General features: G+C 72.7%; 16 protein-coding genes. 10 read left to right on the plus strand and 6 right to left on the minus strand.

The genetic code is table 11. From position 1 onward, the window contains the following. Window positions 1-44 precede the first annotated feature (44 nt). Window positions 45-1,139 (minus strand): WD40/YVTN/BNR-like repeat-containing protein, encoded by a 1,095-nt coding sequence (locus ACGFZN_RS27405; protein WP_393861148.1) that lies wholly within the window; start codon window positions 1,137-1,139, stop codon window positions 45-47. Between the two features lie 218 nt (window positions 1,140-1,357). Here ACGFZN_RS27405 and ACGFZN_RS27410 point away from each other — a divergent pair, with 218 nt between their 5' ends. The 4 genes from ACGFZN_RS27410 (at window position 1,358) to ACGFZN_RS27425 (ending at window position 5,793) form a co-directional block, all read left to right on the plus strand. Next, window positions 1,358-1,774, plus strand: a complete 417-nt coding sequence (locus ACGFZN_RS27410) for an SsgA family sporulation/cell division regulator (protein WP_393861149.1) — start codon at window positions 1,358-1,360, stop codon at window positions 1,772-1,774. Between the two features lie 273 nt (window positions 1,775-2,047). Continuing rightward, a complete protein-coding gene (locus ACGFZN_RS27415; RefSeq protein WP_393861150.1) occupies window positions 2,048-3,685 on the plus strand; it encodes an ABC-F family ATP-binding cassette domain-containing protein in 1,638 nt (545 codons plus the stop codon). 99 nt (window positions 3,686-3,784) lie between these two features. Next, the gene (gene ddaH / locus ACGFZN_RS27420) at window positions 3,785-4,561 is read left to right on the plus strand and encodes a dimethylargininase (RefSeq protein WP_393861151.1); all 777 of its coding nucleotides are present in this window, start codon (window positions 3,785-3,787) and stop codon (window positions 4,559-4,561) included. Between the two features lie 257 nt (window positions 4,562-4,818). After that, entirely contained in the window at window positions 4,819-5,793 is a 975-nt protein-coding gene (locus ACGFZN_RS27425; RefSeq protein ID WP_393861152.1) for an acyl-ACP desaturase, read from the plus strand. Window positions 5,794-6,176: 383 nt separating this feature from the next. Here the strand turns inward: ACGFZN_RS27425 and ACGFZN_RS27430 are convergent, their stop codons facing one another. Then, window positions 6,177-6,422 (minus strand): WhiB family transcriptional regulator, encoded by a 246-nt coding sequence (locus ACGFZN_RS27430; protein ID WP_393861153.1) that lies wholly within the window; start codon window positions 6,420-6,422, stop codon window positions 6,177-6,179. A gap of 272 nt (window positions 6,423-6,694) precedes the next feature. Between ACGFZN_RS27430 and ACGFZN_RS27435 the strand changes: the two genes are divergently transcribed. After that, window positions 6,695-7,486, plus strand: a complete 792-nt coding sequence (locus ACGFZN_RS27435; RefSeq protein ID WP_393861154.1) for a VOC family protein — start codon at window positions 6,695-6,697, stop codon at window positions 7,484-7,486. A gap of 73 nt (window positions 7,487-7,559) precedes the next feature. Here ACGFZN_RS27435 and ACGFZN_RS27440 read toward each other — a convergent pair whose 3' ends face one another. Next, window positions 7,560-8,690, minus strand: coding sequence for a LacI family DNA-binding transcriptional regulator (locus tag ACGFZN_RS27440; RefSeq protein WP_393861155.1), 1,131 nt, complete (start codon window positions 8,688-8,690; stop codon window positions 7,560-7,562). Window positions 8,691-8,764: 74 nt separating this feature from the next. Further along, window positions 8,765-9,784, minus strand: coding sequence for a non-homologous end-joining DNA ligase (gene ligD, locus ACGFZN_RS27445; RefSeq protein WP_393861156.1), 1,020 nt, complete (start codon window positions 9,782-9,784; stop codon window positions 8,765-8,767). A gap of 74 nt (window positions 9,785-9,858) precedes the next feature. On the opposite strand from ligD, the gene ACGFZN_RS27450 reads away from it, so the two are divergent. Further along, complete coding sequence (locus tag ACGFZN_RS27450; RefSeq protein WP_393861157.1) at window positions 9,859-10,935, plus strand: ATP-dependent DNA ligase; 1,077 nt, start codon at window positions 9,859-9,861, stop codon at window positions 10,933-10,935. Between the two features lie 26 nt (window positions 10,936-10,961). On the opposite strand, the gene ACGFZN_RS27455 is transcribed toward ACGFZN_RS27450, so the two are convergent. Next, the gene (locus tag ACGFZN_RS27455) at window positions 10,962-12,152 is read right to left on the minus strand and encodes a zinc-dependent alcohol dehydrogenase (RefSeq protein WP_393861158.1); all 1,191 of its coding nucleotides are present in this window, start codon (window positions 12,150-12,152) and stop codon (window positions 10,962-10,964) included. A gap of 168 nt (window positions 12,153-12,320) precedes the next feature. Here ACGFZN_RS27455 and ACGFZN_RS27460 point away from each other — a divergent pair, with 168 nt between their 5' ends. Then, complete coding sequence (locus tag ACGFZN_RS27460; RefSeq protein ID WP_393861159.1) at window positions 12,321-13,319, plus strand: DUF3048 domain-containing protein; 999 nt, start codon at window positions 12,321-12,323, stop codon at window positions 13,317-13,319. Between the two features lie 32 nt (window positions 13,320-13,351). Here the strand turns inward: ACGFZN_RS27460 and ACGFZN_RS27465 are convergent, their stop codons facing one another. Further along, window positions 13,352-13,816, minus strand: a complete 465-nt coding sequence (locus tag ACGFZN_RS27465) for a MarR family winged helix-turn-helix transcriptional regulator (protein WP_393861160.1) — start codon at window positions 13,814-13,816, stop codon at window positions 13,352-13,354. 183 nt (window positions 13,817-13,999) lie between these two features. Between ACGFZN_RS27465 and ACGFZN_RS27470 the strand changes: the two genes are divergently transcribed. From ACGFZN_RS27470 to ACGFZN_RS27480, 3 genes are read left to right on the plus strand one after another with little or no spacing between them, the layout of a single operon-like run. After that, window positions 14,000-14,755, plus strand: a complete 756-nt coding sequence (locus tag ACGFZN_RS27470) for a CoA transferase subunit A (protein ID WP_393861161.1) — start codon at window positions 14,000-14,002, stop codon at window positions 14,753-14,755. Then, entirely contained in the window at window positions 14,755-15,399 is a 645-nt protein-coding gene (locus ACGFZN_RS27475) for a CoA transferase subunit B (protein WP_393861162.1), read from the plus strand. The genes ACGFZN_RS27470 and ACGFZN_RS27475 overlap by 1 nt, the downstream gene beginning before the upstream one ends. Continuing rightward, on the plus strand, window positions 15,396-16,607 hold the full coding sequence (locus ACGFZN_RS27480; RefSeq protein ID WP_393861163.1) for a thiolase family protein: 1,212 nt from the start codon (window positions 15,396-15,398) through the stop codon (window positions 16,605-16,607). The genes ACGFZN_RS27475 and ACGFZN_RS27480 overlap by 4 nt, the downstream gene beginning before the upstream one ends. Window positions 16,608-16,610: the final 3 nt, after the last annotated feature.

Below are 16,610 nucleotides of genomic sequence, written 5' to 3' on the forward strand. Positions count from 1 at the left end.
CCTTTGCTGCGGGAAACGAGTACCCCCGGTTCCGGACGTCTACCTCAGCGTTCCAGCCGCGCCACCCTGCCCTGTTCGCCGGCCGCCCAGCAGCCGAGGTCGGGCGTGCAGTCCACGGTGTCGTAGGAGCCGGTGTCGATCGTGCGCCAGGTGCGGCCCGCGTCGGTGGTGAGGTCGGTGCCGGTCGGGCCCACGGCGAGTGCGGCGGTGCGGCTGTGCGGGAGCCAGGCGGCGCCGGAGCGGTAGGCGGGCGGGGGTGTGGCGGCCGGGGTCCAGGTGCGGCCGCCGTCGGCGGTGACGGCGGCGGCCCGCGGCGAGGGCTGGTCGGGGCGGTAGTCGCCGCCGACGGCGAGGCCGTGGTCGCGGTCGCGGAAGGCGAGCGCGAAGACGCCCTTGGCGGGATCGCCGGCGGGCAGCGGTGTGTCGGCGGCGGTCCAGGTCAGCCCGCGGTCGGCGGAGTGCAGCACGCGCGCGTGGGCGCCGCCGCCGGTGGCCAGCCACACGTCCTCGGGGCCGGAGGTGACCAGGCACTGCCCGCTGGCGGCGAAGCCCGCCTCGCCGTCCAGGGCGGGCGGCATCCCGGCCGAGGGCAGCACCCGCCAGGAGCGGCCGCCGTCACTGGTGGACAGGATGCGGAACCGCCCGTCCACGGGGTCGCTCATCGCGAGGCCGTGCCGGCGGTCGAAGAAGGCCATGCAGTCGTAGAACGCGGCGGGGTCGGTGTTGCGGAAGGACTCCGTCCAGGTGGCCCCGCCGTCCTCGGTGCGGTACACGCGGGACGCCTCGCCCTCGCCGATGGCCAGCACCACGGCGTGCCGCGCGTCGAACGCCTCGACGTCCCGGAACTGCAGGTCCTGCGCGCCGGGCGGGGAGACGTCGCGCCAGCTCGCTCCGCCGTCCGTGGTGCGCAGCACCGTGCCGCCGGTGCCGGCCAGCCAGGCGGTGCGCCGGTCGACGGCCGCGAGCCCCCGGAAGCGGACCTGCGGGGTGCCGGGGTCCTTCGGCGCCCAGTGCACACTCCTCTGCCCGGGCGGCGCGGCCTCGGCCGCCGGCACGGTCAGCGCGGCGAGCGCCGCCCCGCACGCCACCCCTGCCGCCACCAGTCTGCTCGTGCGTCCCGTGCGTCGTGTGCTCCCCATGCGCCTCATGGCGGGCGAAGCTAGCCCACCGGGCGGGTGCCGTCCAGAGGCCAACTGCCCGTCGCCCGGGCGGGAACGGCCGGCGCCCCGGCGTGCATGAATGCGGTGACCGAGGTCACTCGTGCTGTGTGTGCACGGATCGGCCGGATCCGTCGTCTCTTCCACTGCCGGGTGGCGTACACCCGGGCGCAGTCAGGCCGTCACGAGGGAGCAGGGCGTTGTCCACCGTCATCGAGCAGCCCGTAGAGGCGCGGCTCGTCGCCGCCGCACCGCGTATGCCGAGCATTCCCGCCACGCTGCGCTACGACCGGAGCGATCCGTTCGCCGTCGTCATGACCTTCCCCGCCCCGGCCACGCTCGAAGGGGTCGAGGTGTGCTGGACCTTCTCCCGCGAGCTGCTCACGGCCGGGCTGCAGGGGCCCGAGGGACACGGGGACGTGCGGGTGCGGCCGTACGGGTACGACCGCACGGTGCTGGAGTTCCACGCACCCGAGGGCACCGCCGTCGTGCACGTGCGTTCGGGCGAGATCCGGCGCTTCCTGGAGGCATGCAGCGCCCTCGTGCCCGTCGGTCTGGAACACCTCCAGCTGGACCTGGACCACGACCTGGCCGTCCTGATGCGCGACGCCTGCTGAGCCGCTTTTTAATTGCGTTGACAGCCCTCTGACGCCCTTCTACCGTCAGTCTCGGTCCTGTTGCCGTCGATTGGAGAAGGACGTTGCTCGTCTGAGGTCCCGAGACATCGCGTCGCACCGTTCGGGTGCGCGCGCGGCGTTGCGACCTCGGCGTCCGAGCCGTCCTCCGGCACAGGCCTTTTTTCATGGCCTCTTCGCCCACGGCCCTTCGGTTTCCGCCTCGCGGTGTCTCGACATGCGCCCACCGACCGCACGAAACCCTGCGAGGCCCTCATGTCATCTTCCCTCACCGCCACGTCCCTGTCCTTCGCCTGGCCCGACGGCACCGCCGTCTTCGACGGCCTCGACATCGCCTTCGGCCCCGGCCGCACGGGCCTCGTCGGCAGCAACGGCTCGGGGAAGTCGACCCTGTTGAAGCTGCTGGCCGGGGAACTCACCCCGGCCGACGGCACCGTCAAGGTCTCCGGCGAGATCGGACACCTGCCGCAGAACGTCACCCTCGACACCGCGCTCCGCGTCGACGAGGCCCTCGGCATCGCCGGCCGGCGGGCCGCGCTGCACGCCATCGAGGCGGGCGACGCGGCCGAGGAGCACTTCGAGACGCTGGGCGACGACTGGGACGTCGAGGAGCGCGCCCTCGTCACCCTCGGCGAGCTGGGCCTCGGCCACATCGGCCTGGACCGCACCGTCGGCGAGGTCTCCGGAGGCGAGTCCGTGCTGCTGCGGCTGGCGGCGCTGCTGCTGCGCCGCCCGGACGTGCTGCTGCTGGACGAACCCACCAACAACCTCGACCTGTACGCGCGCCGCCGGCTGTACCAGACCGTCGCCGCATGGCCGGGCGTGCTGGTCGTCGTCAGCCACGACCGGGAACTGCTCGACCTGGTCGACCAGATCGCGGACCTGCGCTCCGGGGAGGTCACCTGGTACGGCGGCACCTTCTCGGCGTACCAGGAGGCCCTCGCCGTGGAGCAGGAGGCCGCCGAGCGGATGCTGCGCGTCGCCGAGGCCGATGTGCGCAAGCAGAAGCGCGAACTGTCCGACGCTCAGGTGAAACTGGCCCGCCGCAAGCGGTACGGGCAGAAGATGTGGGACGCCAAGCGCGAACCGAAGATCGTCATGGGCGCCCGCAAACGCGCCGCCCAGGAGTCCGCGGGCAAGCACCGCATCATGCACGAGGAGCGGCTCGCCGAGGCCAGGGAGCGCCTGGACGAGGCGGTGGAAGCGGTGCGGGACGACGACGAGATCCGCGTCGACCTGCCGTACACGACCGTGCCGCCCGGCCGGCAGGTACTCACCCTGGAGAACCTCGCCATGGCCTACGGCGCGCGAGTGCGGGGCATCCTCGATCTGCGGGGCCCGGAGCGGATCGCGCTCGTCGGCCGCAACGGCGCCGGGAAGACGACGCTGCTGCGGACCGTCGCCGGGGAACTGGCGCCGGTCTCCGGAGAGGCACGCGCGCACGTGCCGCTGCGTTTTCTGCCCCAGCGGCTGGACGTGCTGGACGACGACCTGACGGTCGCCGAGAACGTGGCCCGGTTCGCGCCGGACGCCACCAACAACCGGGTCCGGGCGCGCCTCGCCCGCTTCCTGTTCCGGGGCGCGCGGGCCGACCAGAAGGCGGCCACGCTGTCGGGCGGCGAGCGGTTCCGGGCGGCCCTGGCCGCCCTGCTGCTCGCCGAGCCGGCGCCCCAGCTGCTGCTGCTCGACGAGCCGACCAACAACCTCGACATGGCCAGCGTGCGGCAGCTGACCTCGGCCCTGGAGTCGTACGAGGGTGCGCTGATGGTGGCCAGCCACGATCTGCCGTTCCTGGAGTCGGTGGGCATCACCCGCTGGCTGCTGATGGAGGAGGGGGAACTGACGGAGATCACGCCGGACGACGTGGCGCATCTCAGGAGGGCCACAGCCTGACAACGAGGGTTTTGTCCGGGCCGCCGGGGCCTGCATGATGGCGGATCGGTGCCGCGTACACCGGCACCACCACCGCACCACCGATTCGAAAGGCCCCTCGTGCCCAGCAAGAAGGCCCTCGTCCGCCGCCCCAGCCCCCGCCTCGCCGAAGGCCTGGTGACGCACATCGAGCGGGAGAAGGTCGATGTCGGGCTCGCCGTCGAGCAGTGGGAGGCCTACGTCGAGGCCCTGCGCACGCACGGCTGGGAGACGGTCGAGGTCGACCCCGAGGACGACTGCCCGGACTCGGTGTTCGTCGAGGACACCGTCGTCATGTACAGGAACGTCGCGTTGATCACCCGGCCGGGCGCGGAGTCCCGGCGCATGGAGACCGTCGGCGTGGAGGAGGCGGTGGCGCGCCTCGGCTGCTCGGTGAACTGGATCTGGGAGCCGGGCACGCTGGACGGCGGTGACGTGCTGAAGGTCGGCGACACGGTGTACGTCGGCCGTGGCGGGCGCACCAACGCGGCCGGTGTGCAGCAGTTGCGGGCCGCGTTCGAGCCGCTGGGCGCACGCGTGGTGGCCGTGCCGGTCAGCAAGGTGCTGCACCTGAAGTCGGCGGTGACCGCGCTGCCCGACGGCACGGTGATCGGGCACATCCCGAAGGTGGACCGTCCGTCGCTGTTCCCCGGCTTCCTGTCGGTGCCGGAGGAGTCCGGCGCGCACGTGGTGCTGCTCGGCGGCCACAAGCTGCTGATGGCGGCGAGCGCCCCGAAGACCGCGGAGCTGCTGACCGATCTGGGGCACGAGGTGGTCACCGTGGACATCAGCGAGTTCGAGAAGCTGGAGGGCTGTGTGACGTGTCTCTCGGTGCGGCTGCGGGAGTTGTACGCCTGACGCTCACCCTCCCTGTCCGCGACGGCTCCGGGATCCGCAGGTCCCGGGGCCGTCGGCGCCTCCGGGGCGCTCGGCGACGGCGCGGGGACACGGGGTGGGCCGAGGCGGGTACGGCCACGCTGATCAGCGATCTTTACAGCAACCTTAACCTACGGCTTCGTAACCTACGGTTTCGTAGCCTACGATCACGTAGGTTTCCGGCACCGCTCGCCGGCCCGTCCCCTTCTGCCCGTTGTTCGGCGTCCCCTGGAGTTCACGTGACGATCACTTCCCCTCACCTCGGCAGCACGTCCGCATGGACCGACGCACGACTGCTGTTCGCACTGGAGGAAGTGGTCGAGAAGGAACTGAACCGGCATCTGACGGTCGCCAAGGACTGGATGCCGCACGAGTACGTGCCCTGGAGCGACGGCCGCAACTTCCCCGGCCTGTTCGAGGACGGCGAGGCCTGGGACAAGGAGCAGTCCAAGGTGACCGAGATCGGGCGTATCGCCCTGGTGGTCAACCTGCTCACCGAGGACAACCTGCCGAGCTACCACCACGAGATCGCCTCGCTCTTCGGCCGCGACGGCGCGTGGGGCACCTGGGTGCACCGCTGGACGGCCGAGGAGGGCCGGCACGGCATCGTGATGCGCGACTATCTGCTCACCTCGCGCGCGGTGGACCCGGACAAGCTGGAACGCTTCCGCATGTCCCACATGAGCGAGGGCTTCGAGTCCGACAACCGGCACTCGATGCTGCACTCGATCGCCTACGTCGCCTTCCAGGAACTGGCCACCCGGATCTCGCACCGCAACACCGGGCACCAGTCGGGCGATCCGGTCTGCGACCGCATGCTGGCCCGCATCGCGACCGACGAGAACCTGCACATGGTCTTCTACCGGAATCTGCTGAAGGCCGCGTTCGAGCTGGCACCCGACCTGACCATGCAGGCGGTCCGGGACGTCGTGGTGAACTTCCGCATGCCCGGCCACGGGATCCCCGGCTTCGAGCGGGCCGCCGCGCAGATGGCCATCGGCGAGGTCTACAACCTGCGCATCCACCACGACGACGTGCTGCAGCCCGTGCTGCGCTTCCTGAAGGTCATGGAGATCGACGGCCTCGGCCCCGAGGGGCGCCAGGCGCAGGAGGAACTCGGCCTGTTCATGGGCGGCCTGGACGCGGAGGCCGCGAAGTTCGACGAGAGGCTGGCCGCCCGCAAGGCCCGGATGGCGAGCCGCGCCGCGCTCTGACGCCCGGCACCGCGACGCCGGCCGCCGGCCCGGTGAGCGCTCCGGGCGTCCGCTCCCGGGGGTGGACGGCCGGGTCGCGCCGGCATCGCCGTCTGCTTCGGCTCGGGGCAGGCATTCGCCTCGGCTCGGCATCCCGGCGTCGGCTTCGGCGTCAACTGGGCGTCGGCTTCCACTCGGCGGCGGCGTCAGCCTCGGCTCGGGGCGAAGGTTACCCCGGCCCGGCATCTCGCCGTCCGCTTCATCCGGGCATCTGCCTCGACCCTGCCTCGGCGTCCGCATCGACTCCGCCTCGGCGACCTCTTCGACTCCCCGTCGGCGTCAGCCTCGGCTCGGTGTCGCAGTCCCGTTCACCGGGCAGCTGGGCCGGCTCGGCGTGGCGTGTGTCAGCGGGACGTGCGGCGCAGGGCGAGGCGCTCCTTCTCGGACAGGCCGCCCCAGACGCCGAACCGCTCGTCGTTGGCCAGCGCGTAGTCCAGACAGGCGGGGCGCAGCTCGCACATGGCGCAGATGCGCTTCGCCTCGCGCACCGAGCTGCCGGGCTCGGGGAAGAAGAATTCCGGCCCGGTCTGCGCGCACAGGGCCTGCGCCTGCCAGGTCTCGTCGGCCGGGGTGATCGCTTCGAAGTGCATGGCCAGGATCGTGCCGTGCGGCGAAAAACGTTCGATCAACGCCGGGTCAACGCGGCGGGGCAGGGCCTCCGGCCGCTCCGATGATGCTCCCGGGCACCGCCCCGGCGCACGGCGGCGCGCGGGCCCGGGGCGAAAACCCGGCGAGCGCGGCCGGTCACCCATGGTGAGAGCGGGCGCGGCCCGGCGCGTCGCGGCGCTCCGGCCGCGATTGTCAGTGGGGGGTGCCAGACTCGGCAGTGCAGAGGACGGGACCCCTTGCGAGGAGGGCGAAGATGCTCACCACCCGTTTCGTCGACGGCGCTCCGAACTGGATCGACGTCGCCACTCCCGACATCGACGGCGCCGCCGCCTTCTACGGCGGTCTCTTCGGCTGGCAGCTCCAGTCGGCCGGGCCGGAAGCCGGCGGCTACGGCTTCTTCCAGCTGGACGGCAGGACCGTCGCGGGCGGCATGCAGTCCGGCCCCGAACAGGGCCCGCCGTCCTGGACGGTGTACTTTCAGAGCGCGGACGCGCAGGCCACCGCCAAGGCGGCCGAGCAGGCCCACGGCAGCGTGCTGGTCCAGCCGATGGACGTGATGGGCCAGGGGCACATGGCCGTCCTGGCCGACCAGGCGCACGTGGCCTTCGGGATCTGGCAGCCGGGCCGGACCAAGGGCATCGACGTGGCGAGCGAGCCGGGCTCGCTGTGCTGGGTCGAGCTGTACACCCCGGACATCGCGGCGGCCGCCGCCTTCTACCACCAGGTGCTCGGCCTGGAGACCTCCGCTGCACCCTTCCCCGGCGGGACCTACACCTGCGTCAACCCGTCCACCGGCGGGGAGGACGCGATGTTCGGCGGCGTCGTGCCGCTGGCCGACGACCCGTCCGAAACCGGGAGCGGCCCGTACTGGCTGCCGTACTTCGAGGTCGAGGACACGGACTCGGTGGTGGAGAAGGCGCAGCAGCTCGGCGGCCGGGTGCGGATGCCGGCGACGACCATGGAGGGCGTCGGCCGCATGGCCAAGCTGGCCGACCCGTACGGCGCCCGCTTCGCGGTCATCAAGAGCGAGTCCCGGCAGGGGTGAGACGGCCGGCTCCGCCGGGTCCCGCCGGCCGGCGCACGCCCCGCATCGGTGTGCTCGGTCCGTCGTCGGGTGGCTAGGCGGACGCCCGTCGTATCAGCGTGGTCGGCACGATCACGCCCCCGTGGGGCGTTTCGTCCGCCGCGGCCCGGGTCCGGTCCGGGCCGCCGGTGCGCTCGCCGCCGCTGCCCCGCTCACGGCCGTCGGACAGGCCGCGCAGCAGCAGGCGGGCCATGAGGCGGCCCATGCCCTCGATGTCCTGACGGACCGTCGTCAGCGGTGGGTCGGCCTCCTCGGCGACGGGCAGCATGTCGTCGAAGCCGATCACGGCCACGTCCTCGGGCACCCGGCGGCCGCTCGCGCGCAGCACCCGCAGGGCGCCGAGCGCGGTCAGGTCGTTGGCGGCGAACACGGCGTCCACGTCCGGGCAGCGGTCGAGCAGCTCGCGCATGGCGCGTTCGCCGCCGGCCGGGGTGAAGTCGCTCTCCACGACCAGCCGGGGGTCGTACCCGCCCGGCACCTGGGCCATGACGTCCCGGTAGCCGTCGAGCCGGTCCACCGCCGACGTCTGGTCCAGCACGCCGGTGAGGTGCGCGACGCGTGTGCGGCCGAGTGCCACCAGATGCCGTACGGCCGCGCGGGCCCCGCCCCGGTTGTCGCAGTCGACGTACACCACGTCCGGGACGTCCTCCGTGCGGCGCGCGGCGCCGCTCGCGCGGCCGTCGTCGCCCCAGCCGGGCCGCCCGCCGAACACGGTGGGCACCCCGGCGTCGTGGATGAGGCCGGGCAGCGGGTCGTCGAGGTGCAGGGAGAAGACGAGCGCGCCGTCGACATGGCCTCCGGCGAGATACCGGGCCACGCGCGCGTGGTCGTCCCGGCCCTCGGTGAGCAGCAGCACCAACTGGTTGTCGTGGGCGGTCAGTTCCTTGCTGATGCCGCGCAGCTGCAGCGCGAAGAAGGGGTCGGCGAAGACCCGGGTCTCGGGCTCGGCGATGACGACGGCGACGGCGTCGTGCCGCCGGGTGACGAGGCTGCGGGCGGCCTGGTTGGGGACGTAGCCCAGCTCCGCGACGGCCTGCCGTACCCGCTCGGCCAGAGGCTCGCGCACCCCGTCGCCGCCGTTGACCACCCGCGACACCGTGGCCCGGGACACTCCGGCCCGCGCGGCCACGGCCTCCAGCGTGGGACGCGACACTGCCTCGGTCACTTCGGGACTCTCCTCATCGGCGGCTGCGGGTCAGGATAACCGCGAGCGGGCGCACCGGCCGAGCCGCGAGGGTCTCAGGACGTCGGCTCCTTGCGGGCCCGGCTCGGCTGGACGCGTTTGGGTTCGCCGGGCATCTTCGGATACTCGGGCGGGTACGGCAGATCGCCCAGGCCGTGGTCGTGTTCGTCCCGGCGGGCCAGCTCGAGCAGGGCCTCCAGGGAGTAGGCGTGGTCGTCCATGTCGGCGTGGACGTCGCCGGCTTCGGCGAAGCGGGCCGGCATGGTGGCGAGGTCGAAGTCGGCGGGGCGGGCGACGCCGACCTCGTCCCAGCGCAGGGGCGCGGAGACCGTGGCGTTCGGGCGGGGGCGCACGGAGTAGGCGGAGGCGATGGTGCGGTCACGGGCCGTCTGGTTGTAGTCGAGGAAGATACGGCTGCCGCGTTCCTCCTTCCACCACTTGATCGTCACCCGTTCGGGCATCCGGCGTTCCATCTCCCGGCCGACGGCGATCGCGGCGCGGCGCACCTGGGTGAAGGTCCAGCGCGGTTCGATCGGCACGAAGACGTGCAGGCCCCGGCCGCCGGAGGTCTTCGGCCAGCCGCGCAGCCCGCCGAACTCGTCGAGGACGGCGCGCAGTTCGTGGGCGGCGCGGACCGCGTCGTCGTAGTCGGTGCCGGGCTGCGGGTCGAGGTCGATGCGGAGCTCGTCGGGGTGGTCGACGTCCGTGGCGCGCACCGGCCAGGGGTGGAAGGTGAGCGTGCCGTACTGGGCGGCCCAGACGACGGCGGCCTGCTCGGTGGGGCACATCTCGTCGGCGCTGCGGCCGCTCGGGAACGTGATGTGGGCGGTCGGGATCCAGTCGGGCATGCCCTTCGGGGCCCGTTTCTGGAAGAACCACTCGCCGCCGACGCCGTCCGGGTAGCGCTCCAGGGTGGTGGGGCGGTTGCGCAGGGCGCGCAGGATGCCGGGGCCGACGGCGATGTAGTACCGGGCGAGGTCGAGCTTGGTGAAGCCCCGATCGGGGAAGAAGACCTTGTCCGGGCTGGACAGCCGTACGGTCCGGCCGTCCACCTCCAGTTCCACCGCAGCACCCATGCGGCCACGGTAGGCGCACCCCGCGCTGCTCGCATACCGGGCGGCACGGGACGGATGCGAGCAGAATCGGTGTCATGGATCTCCCCGTCATGCCGCCCGTGAAGCCCATGCTCGCCAAGTCGGTGGCGAGGATCCCGCCGGGCATGCACTACGAGGCCAAGTGGGACGGGTTCCGTTCGATCGTGTTCCGGGACGGAGCCGAGGTGGAGCTGGGCAGCCGTACCGGCAAGCCGTTGACCAGGTATTTCCCCGAGCTGGTCGAGGCGCTGACGGAGCGGGTGCCCGAGCGGTGCGTGCTGGACGGGGAGATCGTGATCGCGCGCGAGGGCCATCTGGACTTCGACGCGCTGACCGAGCGGATCCACCCGGCCGACTCCCGGGTGCGGATGCTGGCCCAAAAGACCCCGGCGTCCTTCGTCGCCTTCGACCTGCTCGCCCTGGACGACGAGTCCCTGCTCGACGTGGCGCTGACCGACCGCCGGGCCCTGCTGGAACGGGCGCTCGCCGACGCGACACCGCCGGTGCACGTGGCGCCCGCGACGACCGACATCGAGGTGGCACGGCACTGGTTCGAGCGGTTCGAGGGCGCGGGACTCGACGGCGTCGTCGCCAAGCCCCTCGACCTGCGCTACCGGCAGGACGAGCGGGTCATGTTCAAGGTCAAGCACGAGCGGACGGCGGATGTCGTCGTCGCCGGGTACCGGCTCCACAAGAGCGGCCCGGTGGTCGGCTCGCTGCTGCTCGGCCTGTACGACGACCGGGGCGCTCTGCAGCACGTGGGCGTGTCGGCGGCCTTCCCGATGAAGAAGCGGGCGGAGCTGGTCGAGGAGCTCGAGCCGCTGCGCATGGACGACGTGGCCGGGCACCCGTGGGCGGCCTGGTCGGACGAGGCCGCCCACGAGACGGCCCGGCTGCCCGGCGCGCCGAGCCGCTGGTCCGGCAAGAAGGACCTGTCCTGGGTGCCGCTGCGGCCGGAGCGGGTCGCGGAGGTGGCCTACGACCACATGGAGAACGGGCAGCGTTTCCGGCACACCGCCCGCTTCCGCCGCTGGCGCCCCGACCGCACACCGGAGAGCTGCACCTACGCCCAGCTGGAGGAGCCGGTGCGCTACGACCTCGCGGAGATCCTCGGCGAGAAGGAGCGCGGCTGACGGCCGGCCGTCGCGGGCGCCCGGACTCAGGGCTGCATGAGGATCTTGATGGCGCCGTCCTGCTTGTGCTGGAACATGTCGTAGGCGTGCGGCGCCTCGGCGAGCGGCAGCCGGTGGGTGGCGAAGTCGTCGACGCCGAGCGGGTCGTCATCGACGAGGTACGGCATGATCTCGTCGGTCCAGCGGCGGACGTTGGCCTGGCCCATGCGCATCTGGATCTGCTTGTCGAACAGGGTGAGCATCGGCATCGGGTCGGCCATGCCGCCGTACACACCGCTCAGTGAAATGGTGCCGCCGCGCCGGACCAGGTCGATCGCCATGTAGAGGGCGCCGAGCCGGTCGACGCTGAAGCGTTCCGCGAGGGGCGCGCTGAGCTTGCGGGGCAGCAGCCCGGTGGCGGTCTGGGCGAGCTTGGCGGCGGCGCTGCCGTGCGCCTCGGTGCCGACGGCGTCGATCACGGCGTCCGGGCCCCGGCCGGCGGTCTCGTCGCGGATGGCGTTGACCAGCGCCTTCTCGTCGTCGAAGGCCCTGATGTCGTAGGTCTGCACGCCGTCCCGCTCGGCCCGGGCCAGCCGTTCCGGCACCAGGTCCACGCCGAAGACGCGCTCCGCGCCGCGCACCTTGGCGATGCGGCACGCCATGGCGCCGATCGGGCCGAGGCCGAGGACGGCGAGGGTGCCGCCGGCGGGTACGGAGGCGTACTCGACGGCCTGCCAGGCGGTGGGCAGGACGTCGGAGAGGTAGACGAAGCGGTCGTCCGGCGGGCCCTCGGGCACCTTCATCGGCCCGAACTGCGCCTGCGGCACCCGCAGATACTCGGCCTGGGCGCCGGGCACCGAGCCGTACAGGCGGGTGTAGCCGAACAGTGCGGCGCCCATGTGCTCGCCGGTGACCTGGGTGGTCTCGCACTGGGTCGGCAGCCCGGTCAGGCACATCCAGCAGGTGCCGCAGGCGATCTGGAACGGCACCACGACCCTGTCGCCGGCCTTGAGATCCGGCACGGCGGGGCCGACCTCCTCGACGATGCCCATCGGTTCGTGCCCGAGGATGTCCCCCGGTGTCATGAACGGCGTGAGCACCTCGTACAGGTGCAGATCCGAGCCGCACAGTCCCGTGGACGTGATCCGGATGACGGCGTCGGTGGGCTCCTCGATCCGCGGATCGGGCACGTCCTCGACCCGGACGTCCCGCCTGCCCTGCCAAGTGACTGCCTTCATGGGGTCGCGCTCCCTCGCTCGCGTGGGCGTTTCGCGGTGGCGCCCGGGTACCCGGGGCCATCTGCGCCGAACCCCTCCCGACCGGCCGGCCCGGGGCACCTTCGTACGTGCGGGTATGGCCAGTGGCGACCCGACGAGCGCACAATCGGACAAACGAACGGGGGCGCCATGGGCGAAGGACACAGAGCGCGCATACGACGCGCGGCACCGCTGACCGCTCCGATGACCCTGGCCCTGGCCCTCTCCCTGCTGGCGGGCTGCACCCATCACGGCCGGGACGACGCCCGGCCGCCGCGGCAGACGGACACCGCGCCCCCGCCGTCGTCGTCCCCGGCTCCGTCGGCCACGGCGGCCGGTTCACCGCTGGCCGTGAAGATCGACAACGTGTCCGCGGCCCGCCCTCAGACGGGGCTCGACGCCGCCGACGTGGTGTACGCCGAGCAGGTGGAGGGCGGACTGAGCCGGCTGATGGCGGTGTACGCGACCCGGCTCCCCCGGACCGTCGGGCCGGTGCGCAGCGCCCGCGCGTCGGATCTGGAGCTGCTGCGCCAGTTCCACCGGCCGACGCTCGCCTTCTCCGGCGCCCAGCACAAGCTGCTTCCGCTGATCGGCAAGGCGCCGCTGCGGGCCGAGTCCCCCGACGAGGCCCCCGCCGCCTACTTCCGGGGCGGCGGCAGGGCAGCCCCGCACAACCTCTACGTCCACCCCGGCAGGCTCCTGCCGTCCGCCCCGGGCAGGGCGGCGCTGACGACCGGGTTCCGCTACGGCCCGGCCCCGTCCGGTGGCACCCCCACCGGCTCGCGCACCGTCCGCTACCCGGCCGCCCGCTTCGGCTTCACCTGGTCGCCCGGACGGCACCGCTGGCTGGTCGCGATGGACGGCACGCCCACGACGACGACGGACGGCGCACGGGTGGCGGCGGCGACGGTCGTCGTGCAGTACGTGAAGGTCACGGCCTCCCGCTACCACGACGTGCTCGGCAACCCCACGCCGTACACCGAGACGGTCGGCTCGGGAAAGGCGCAGGTGCTGCGCGACGGCCGGTCCTTCGACGCCTCCTGGTCCCGGCCGGCCGCGGCGGACGGTACGACGTTCACGGCGGCGGACGGCAGCCCGGTGAACTTCGCCGACGGCCAGGTGTGGGTGGTGTTCGCGCCGGCGCCGTGACGGGTGCCGCGCGGCCTGCCGCTCCCGCCCGGTCAGCTCTGCGCGGCGAGCGGCTCGGCCGGGTTGCGCAGGTCCTCCGCCGCGTCCGCGACCCGGCGTATCAGGTCGAAGAACACGGTCTGCTCCTCGGCGGACAGCGGCGCGAGGAAGACCTGGTTCATCCGGGCGGTGCGCACGGTCAGCCTGCGGTGGGTGCGCAGCCCCTCGTCGGTGAGCCGGAGCAGGAAGCGCCGGCCGTCCTGCGGGTCGCGCACCTTGTGCAGCAGGCCGCGGCGGCCGAGCCGGCTGATGACCTCGGCGACGGTCGACCGGTCCAGGCCCACCCGCTCCCCCACGGTCCGCTGGTCGAGGCCCGGCTCGGCGACGAGCGCGTTCATGACCGCGAACTGCGGTGAGGTGATCTCCTCGGAGACCATCGTGTTCCACAGCAGGTAGTGCGCCTGCTGCAGCCGCCGCGCCAGGTGCCCGGGATGGGTGGTGAGGTCCACCGCGGCCATGTGCACTCCCCTGATCGATTCGTAGGTGCACTGAACAATACCCGGCACCCCGGCCGCATGTCGCCCGGCAGAAACCGGTAAAAGCTGAGGTCTTGACGGTTTCGCGCGCCGGTGGCAGCGTGAGGGACACCTCGCTGAAATACTCAGTGCCCTGATTAATTGCGAAGAGATGGGGCTTCACGGATGGACAAGGTGGTCGCCACGGCCGCTGAGGCGGTGGCCGACGTGCCGGACGGCGCGTCCCTCGCCGTCGGCGGGTTCGGGCTGAGCGGCGTGCCGAACGTGCTGATCCAGGCGTTGTACGAGCGCGGAGTCGGCTCTCTCTCGGTCGTCTCCAACAACTGCGGGGCCATGGACACCGGCCTCGCGGTGCTGCTGGCCGCGGGCCGGATCGCCCGCGTGACCGGCTCCTACATCGGCGCCAACAAGGAGTTCGCCCGCCAGTACCTGGCCGGGGAGCTCGAGGTCGAGCTGATCCCGCAGGGCACGCTGGCCGAGCGGCTGCGGGCGGGCGGCGCCGGGATCCCCGCGTTCTACACGCCGGCCGGAGTGGGTACGCAGGTCGCCGAGGGCGGACTGCCCTGGCGGTATGACGGCTCCGGCGGGGTCGCGCTGGCCTCGCCGGCGAAGGAGGTGCGGGAGTTCGACGGCACCGAGTACGTCCTCGAACGCGCCATCCGCACGGACTTCGCGCTGGTCCGCGCGGCGCGCGGGGACCGGCACGGCAACCTCGTCTTCAGCAAGTCCAGCCGGAACTTCAACCCGCTGGCCGCGATGGCCGGGCGGATCACCGTCGCCGAGGTCGAGGAACTGGTCGAGCCCGGCGTGATCGACCCGGACGCGGTGCATCTGCCGGGCATCTTCGTGCAGCGGGTGGTCGCCCTCACCCCCGAGCAGGCGGCGGACAAGAAGATCGAGCGGCGGACGGTGAGCGGCTGATGACCTGGACACGCGAACAGATGGCCGCGCGGGCGGCGCGGGAGCTGCGGGACGGCCAGTACGTCAACCTCGGCATCGGCCTGCCCACGCTGATCCCCAACCACCTCCCCGAGGGCGTCGAGGTCGTCCTGGAGAGCGAGAACGGCATCCTGGGCACCGGCCCCTACCCCGCCGACGACCAGATCGACCCGGATCTGATCAACGCGGGCAAGGAGACCGTCACGGTGCTGCCGGGCGCGTCCTTCTTCGACTCGGCGCTGTCCTTCGCGATGATCCGGGGCGGGCACATCGACGTGGCCGTGCTCGGCGCGATGCAGGTGTCCGCCGGCGGCGATCTCGCCAACTGGGCGGTGCCGGGCAAGCTGGTCACCGGGATCGGCGGCGCGATGGACCTCGTGCACGGCGCCCGGCAGGTGATCGTCGTGATGACGCACACCGCGAAGGACGGCTCCCCGAAGATCCTCGAGGAGTGCACGCTGCCGCTCACGGGCAAAGCGTGTGTGAACCGGATCATCACCGATCTCGCGGTGCTGGACGTCACCGAGCAGGGGCTCGCCCTGGCCGAGTGCGCGCCGGGCGTCACCGCCGACGACGTCGTCGCCCGCACCGACGCCGAACTCATCATCAGCGAGGACCTGCTGTGAACCCGCTCAACACGGTGTACGTCGTCGACGCCGTCCGCACCCCCATCGGCCGCTACAACGGCGCCCTCGCCTCCGTACGCCCCGACGACCTCGCCGCCCACACGATCCGGGAACTCCTCGCCCGCACCCCGGACCTGGACCCGGCCCGGATCGGGGACGTGTACCTCGGCAACGCCAACGGCGCCGGCGAGGAGAACCGCAACGTGGCCCGCATGGCCGCCCTGCTGGCCGGCCTGCCCACCTCCGTGCCCGGCGTCACCGTCAACCGGCTGTGCGCCTCCGGTCTGGAAGCGGTGGTCCAGGCGGCCCGCGCCATCGCCGTCGGCGACGCGCACATCGCCGTGGCGGGCGGCGTGGAGTCCATGACCCGCGCCCCCTACGTGCTGCCCAAGTCCGACCGCCCGTTCCCGGCCGGGCACGCCGAGCTGTACTCCACGACCCTCGGCTGGCGCATGGTCAACCCCCGGATGGACCCGCAGTGGACCGTCCCGCTGGGCGAGTCGGCGGAACTGATCGCCGACAAGCACAAGATCACCCGCGAGCAGCAGGACGAGTTCGCCCTCGCCTCCCACCGCAAGGCGGCCGCCGCCCGCGAACAGGGCCTGTTCGACGCCGAGTCGGTGCCCGTGCCCGTCCCGCGGCGCAAGGGCGAGCCCGAGCTGTTCACCGAGGACGAGTCCGTACGGCCCGACGCCTCGCTCGCCGCGATGGCCCGGCTCATGCCGTCCTTCCGCACCGAGAACGGCACAGTGACCGCCGGGAACGCCTCTCCGCTCAACGACGGCGCCGCCGCCCTGCTGCTCACCGACGAGGAGGGCCTGAAGGCCACCGGCCGGGAACCGCTGGCCCGGATCTCCGCGACCGGCATCCACGCCGTCGACCCGCACTACTTCGGGCTCGCCCCCGTCGAAGCCGTCAACCGCGCCCTCGCCCGGGCCGGCCGGACCTTCGCCGACCTGGACGTGCTGGAGCTGAACGAGGCCTTCGCCGCCCAGGTGCTGGGCTGCCTGGCCGAGTGGCCCGAGTTCGACCCGGTGGTCCTCAACCCCCAGGGCGGCGCCATCGCGCTCGGCCACCCCCTCGGCGCCTCCGGTGCCCGCCTCGCCGGCACGGTCGCCCACCAGCTCGCCCGCCGCGGCTCCGGCACCGGTGTGGCCACCCTCTGCATCGGCGTGGGCCAGGGCCTCGCCCTCGTCCTCGAACGCTGACCC

It is taken from the genome of Streptomyces sp. NPDC048192 (genome assembly GCF_043202415.1).
Lineage (GTDB): Bacteria > Actinomycetota > Actinomycetes > Streptomycetales > Streptomycetaceae > Streptomyces.

Coding starts and splice junctions, on each gene's coding strand:
- ACGFZN_RS27405 (WP_393861148.1), bottom strand. CDS start 1,139: ATGGGGAGCACACGACGCACGGGACGCACGAGCAGACTGGTGGCGGCA.
- ACGFZN_RS27415 (WP_393861150.1), top strand. CDS start 2,048: ATGTCATCTTCCCTCACCGCCACGTCCCTGTCCTTCGCCTGGCCCGAC.
- ACGFZN_RS27430 (WP_393861153.1), bottom strand. CDS start 6,422: ATGCACTTCGAAGCGATCACCCCGGCCGACGAGACCTGGCAGGCGCAG.
- ACGFZN_RS27435 (WP_393861154.1), top strand. CDS start 6,695: ATGCTCACCACCCGTTTCGTCGACGGCGCTCCGAACTGGATCGACGTC.
- ligD (WP_393861156.1), bottom strand. CDS start 9,784: ATGGGTGCTGCGGTGGAACTGGAGGTGGACGGCCGGACCGTACGGCTG.
- ACGFZN_RS27450 (WP_393861157.1), top strand. CDS start 9,859: ATGGATCTCCCCGTCATGCCGCCCGTGAAGCCCATGCTCGCCAAGTCG.
- ACGFZN_RS27455 (WP_393861158.1), bottom strand. CDS start 12,152: ATGAAGGCAGTCACTTGGCAGGGCAGGCGGGACGTCCGGGTCGAGGAC.
- ACGFZN_RS27460 (WP_393861159.1), top strand. CDS start 12,321: ATGGGCGAAGGACACAGAGCGCGCATACGACGCGCGGCACCGCTGACC.
- ACGFZN_RS27465 (WP_393861160.1), bottom strand. CDS start 13,816: ATGGCCGCGGTGGACCTCACCACCCATCCCGGGCACCTGGCGCGGCGG.
- ACGFZN_RS27470 (WP_393861161.1), top strand. CDS start 14,000: ATGGACAAGGTGGTCGCCACGGCCGCTGAGGCGGTGGCCGACGTGCCG.
- ACGFZN_RS27475 (WP_393861162.1), top strand. CDS start 14,755: ATGACCTGGACACGCGAACAGATGGCCGCGCGGGCGGCGCGGGAGCTG.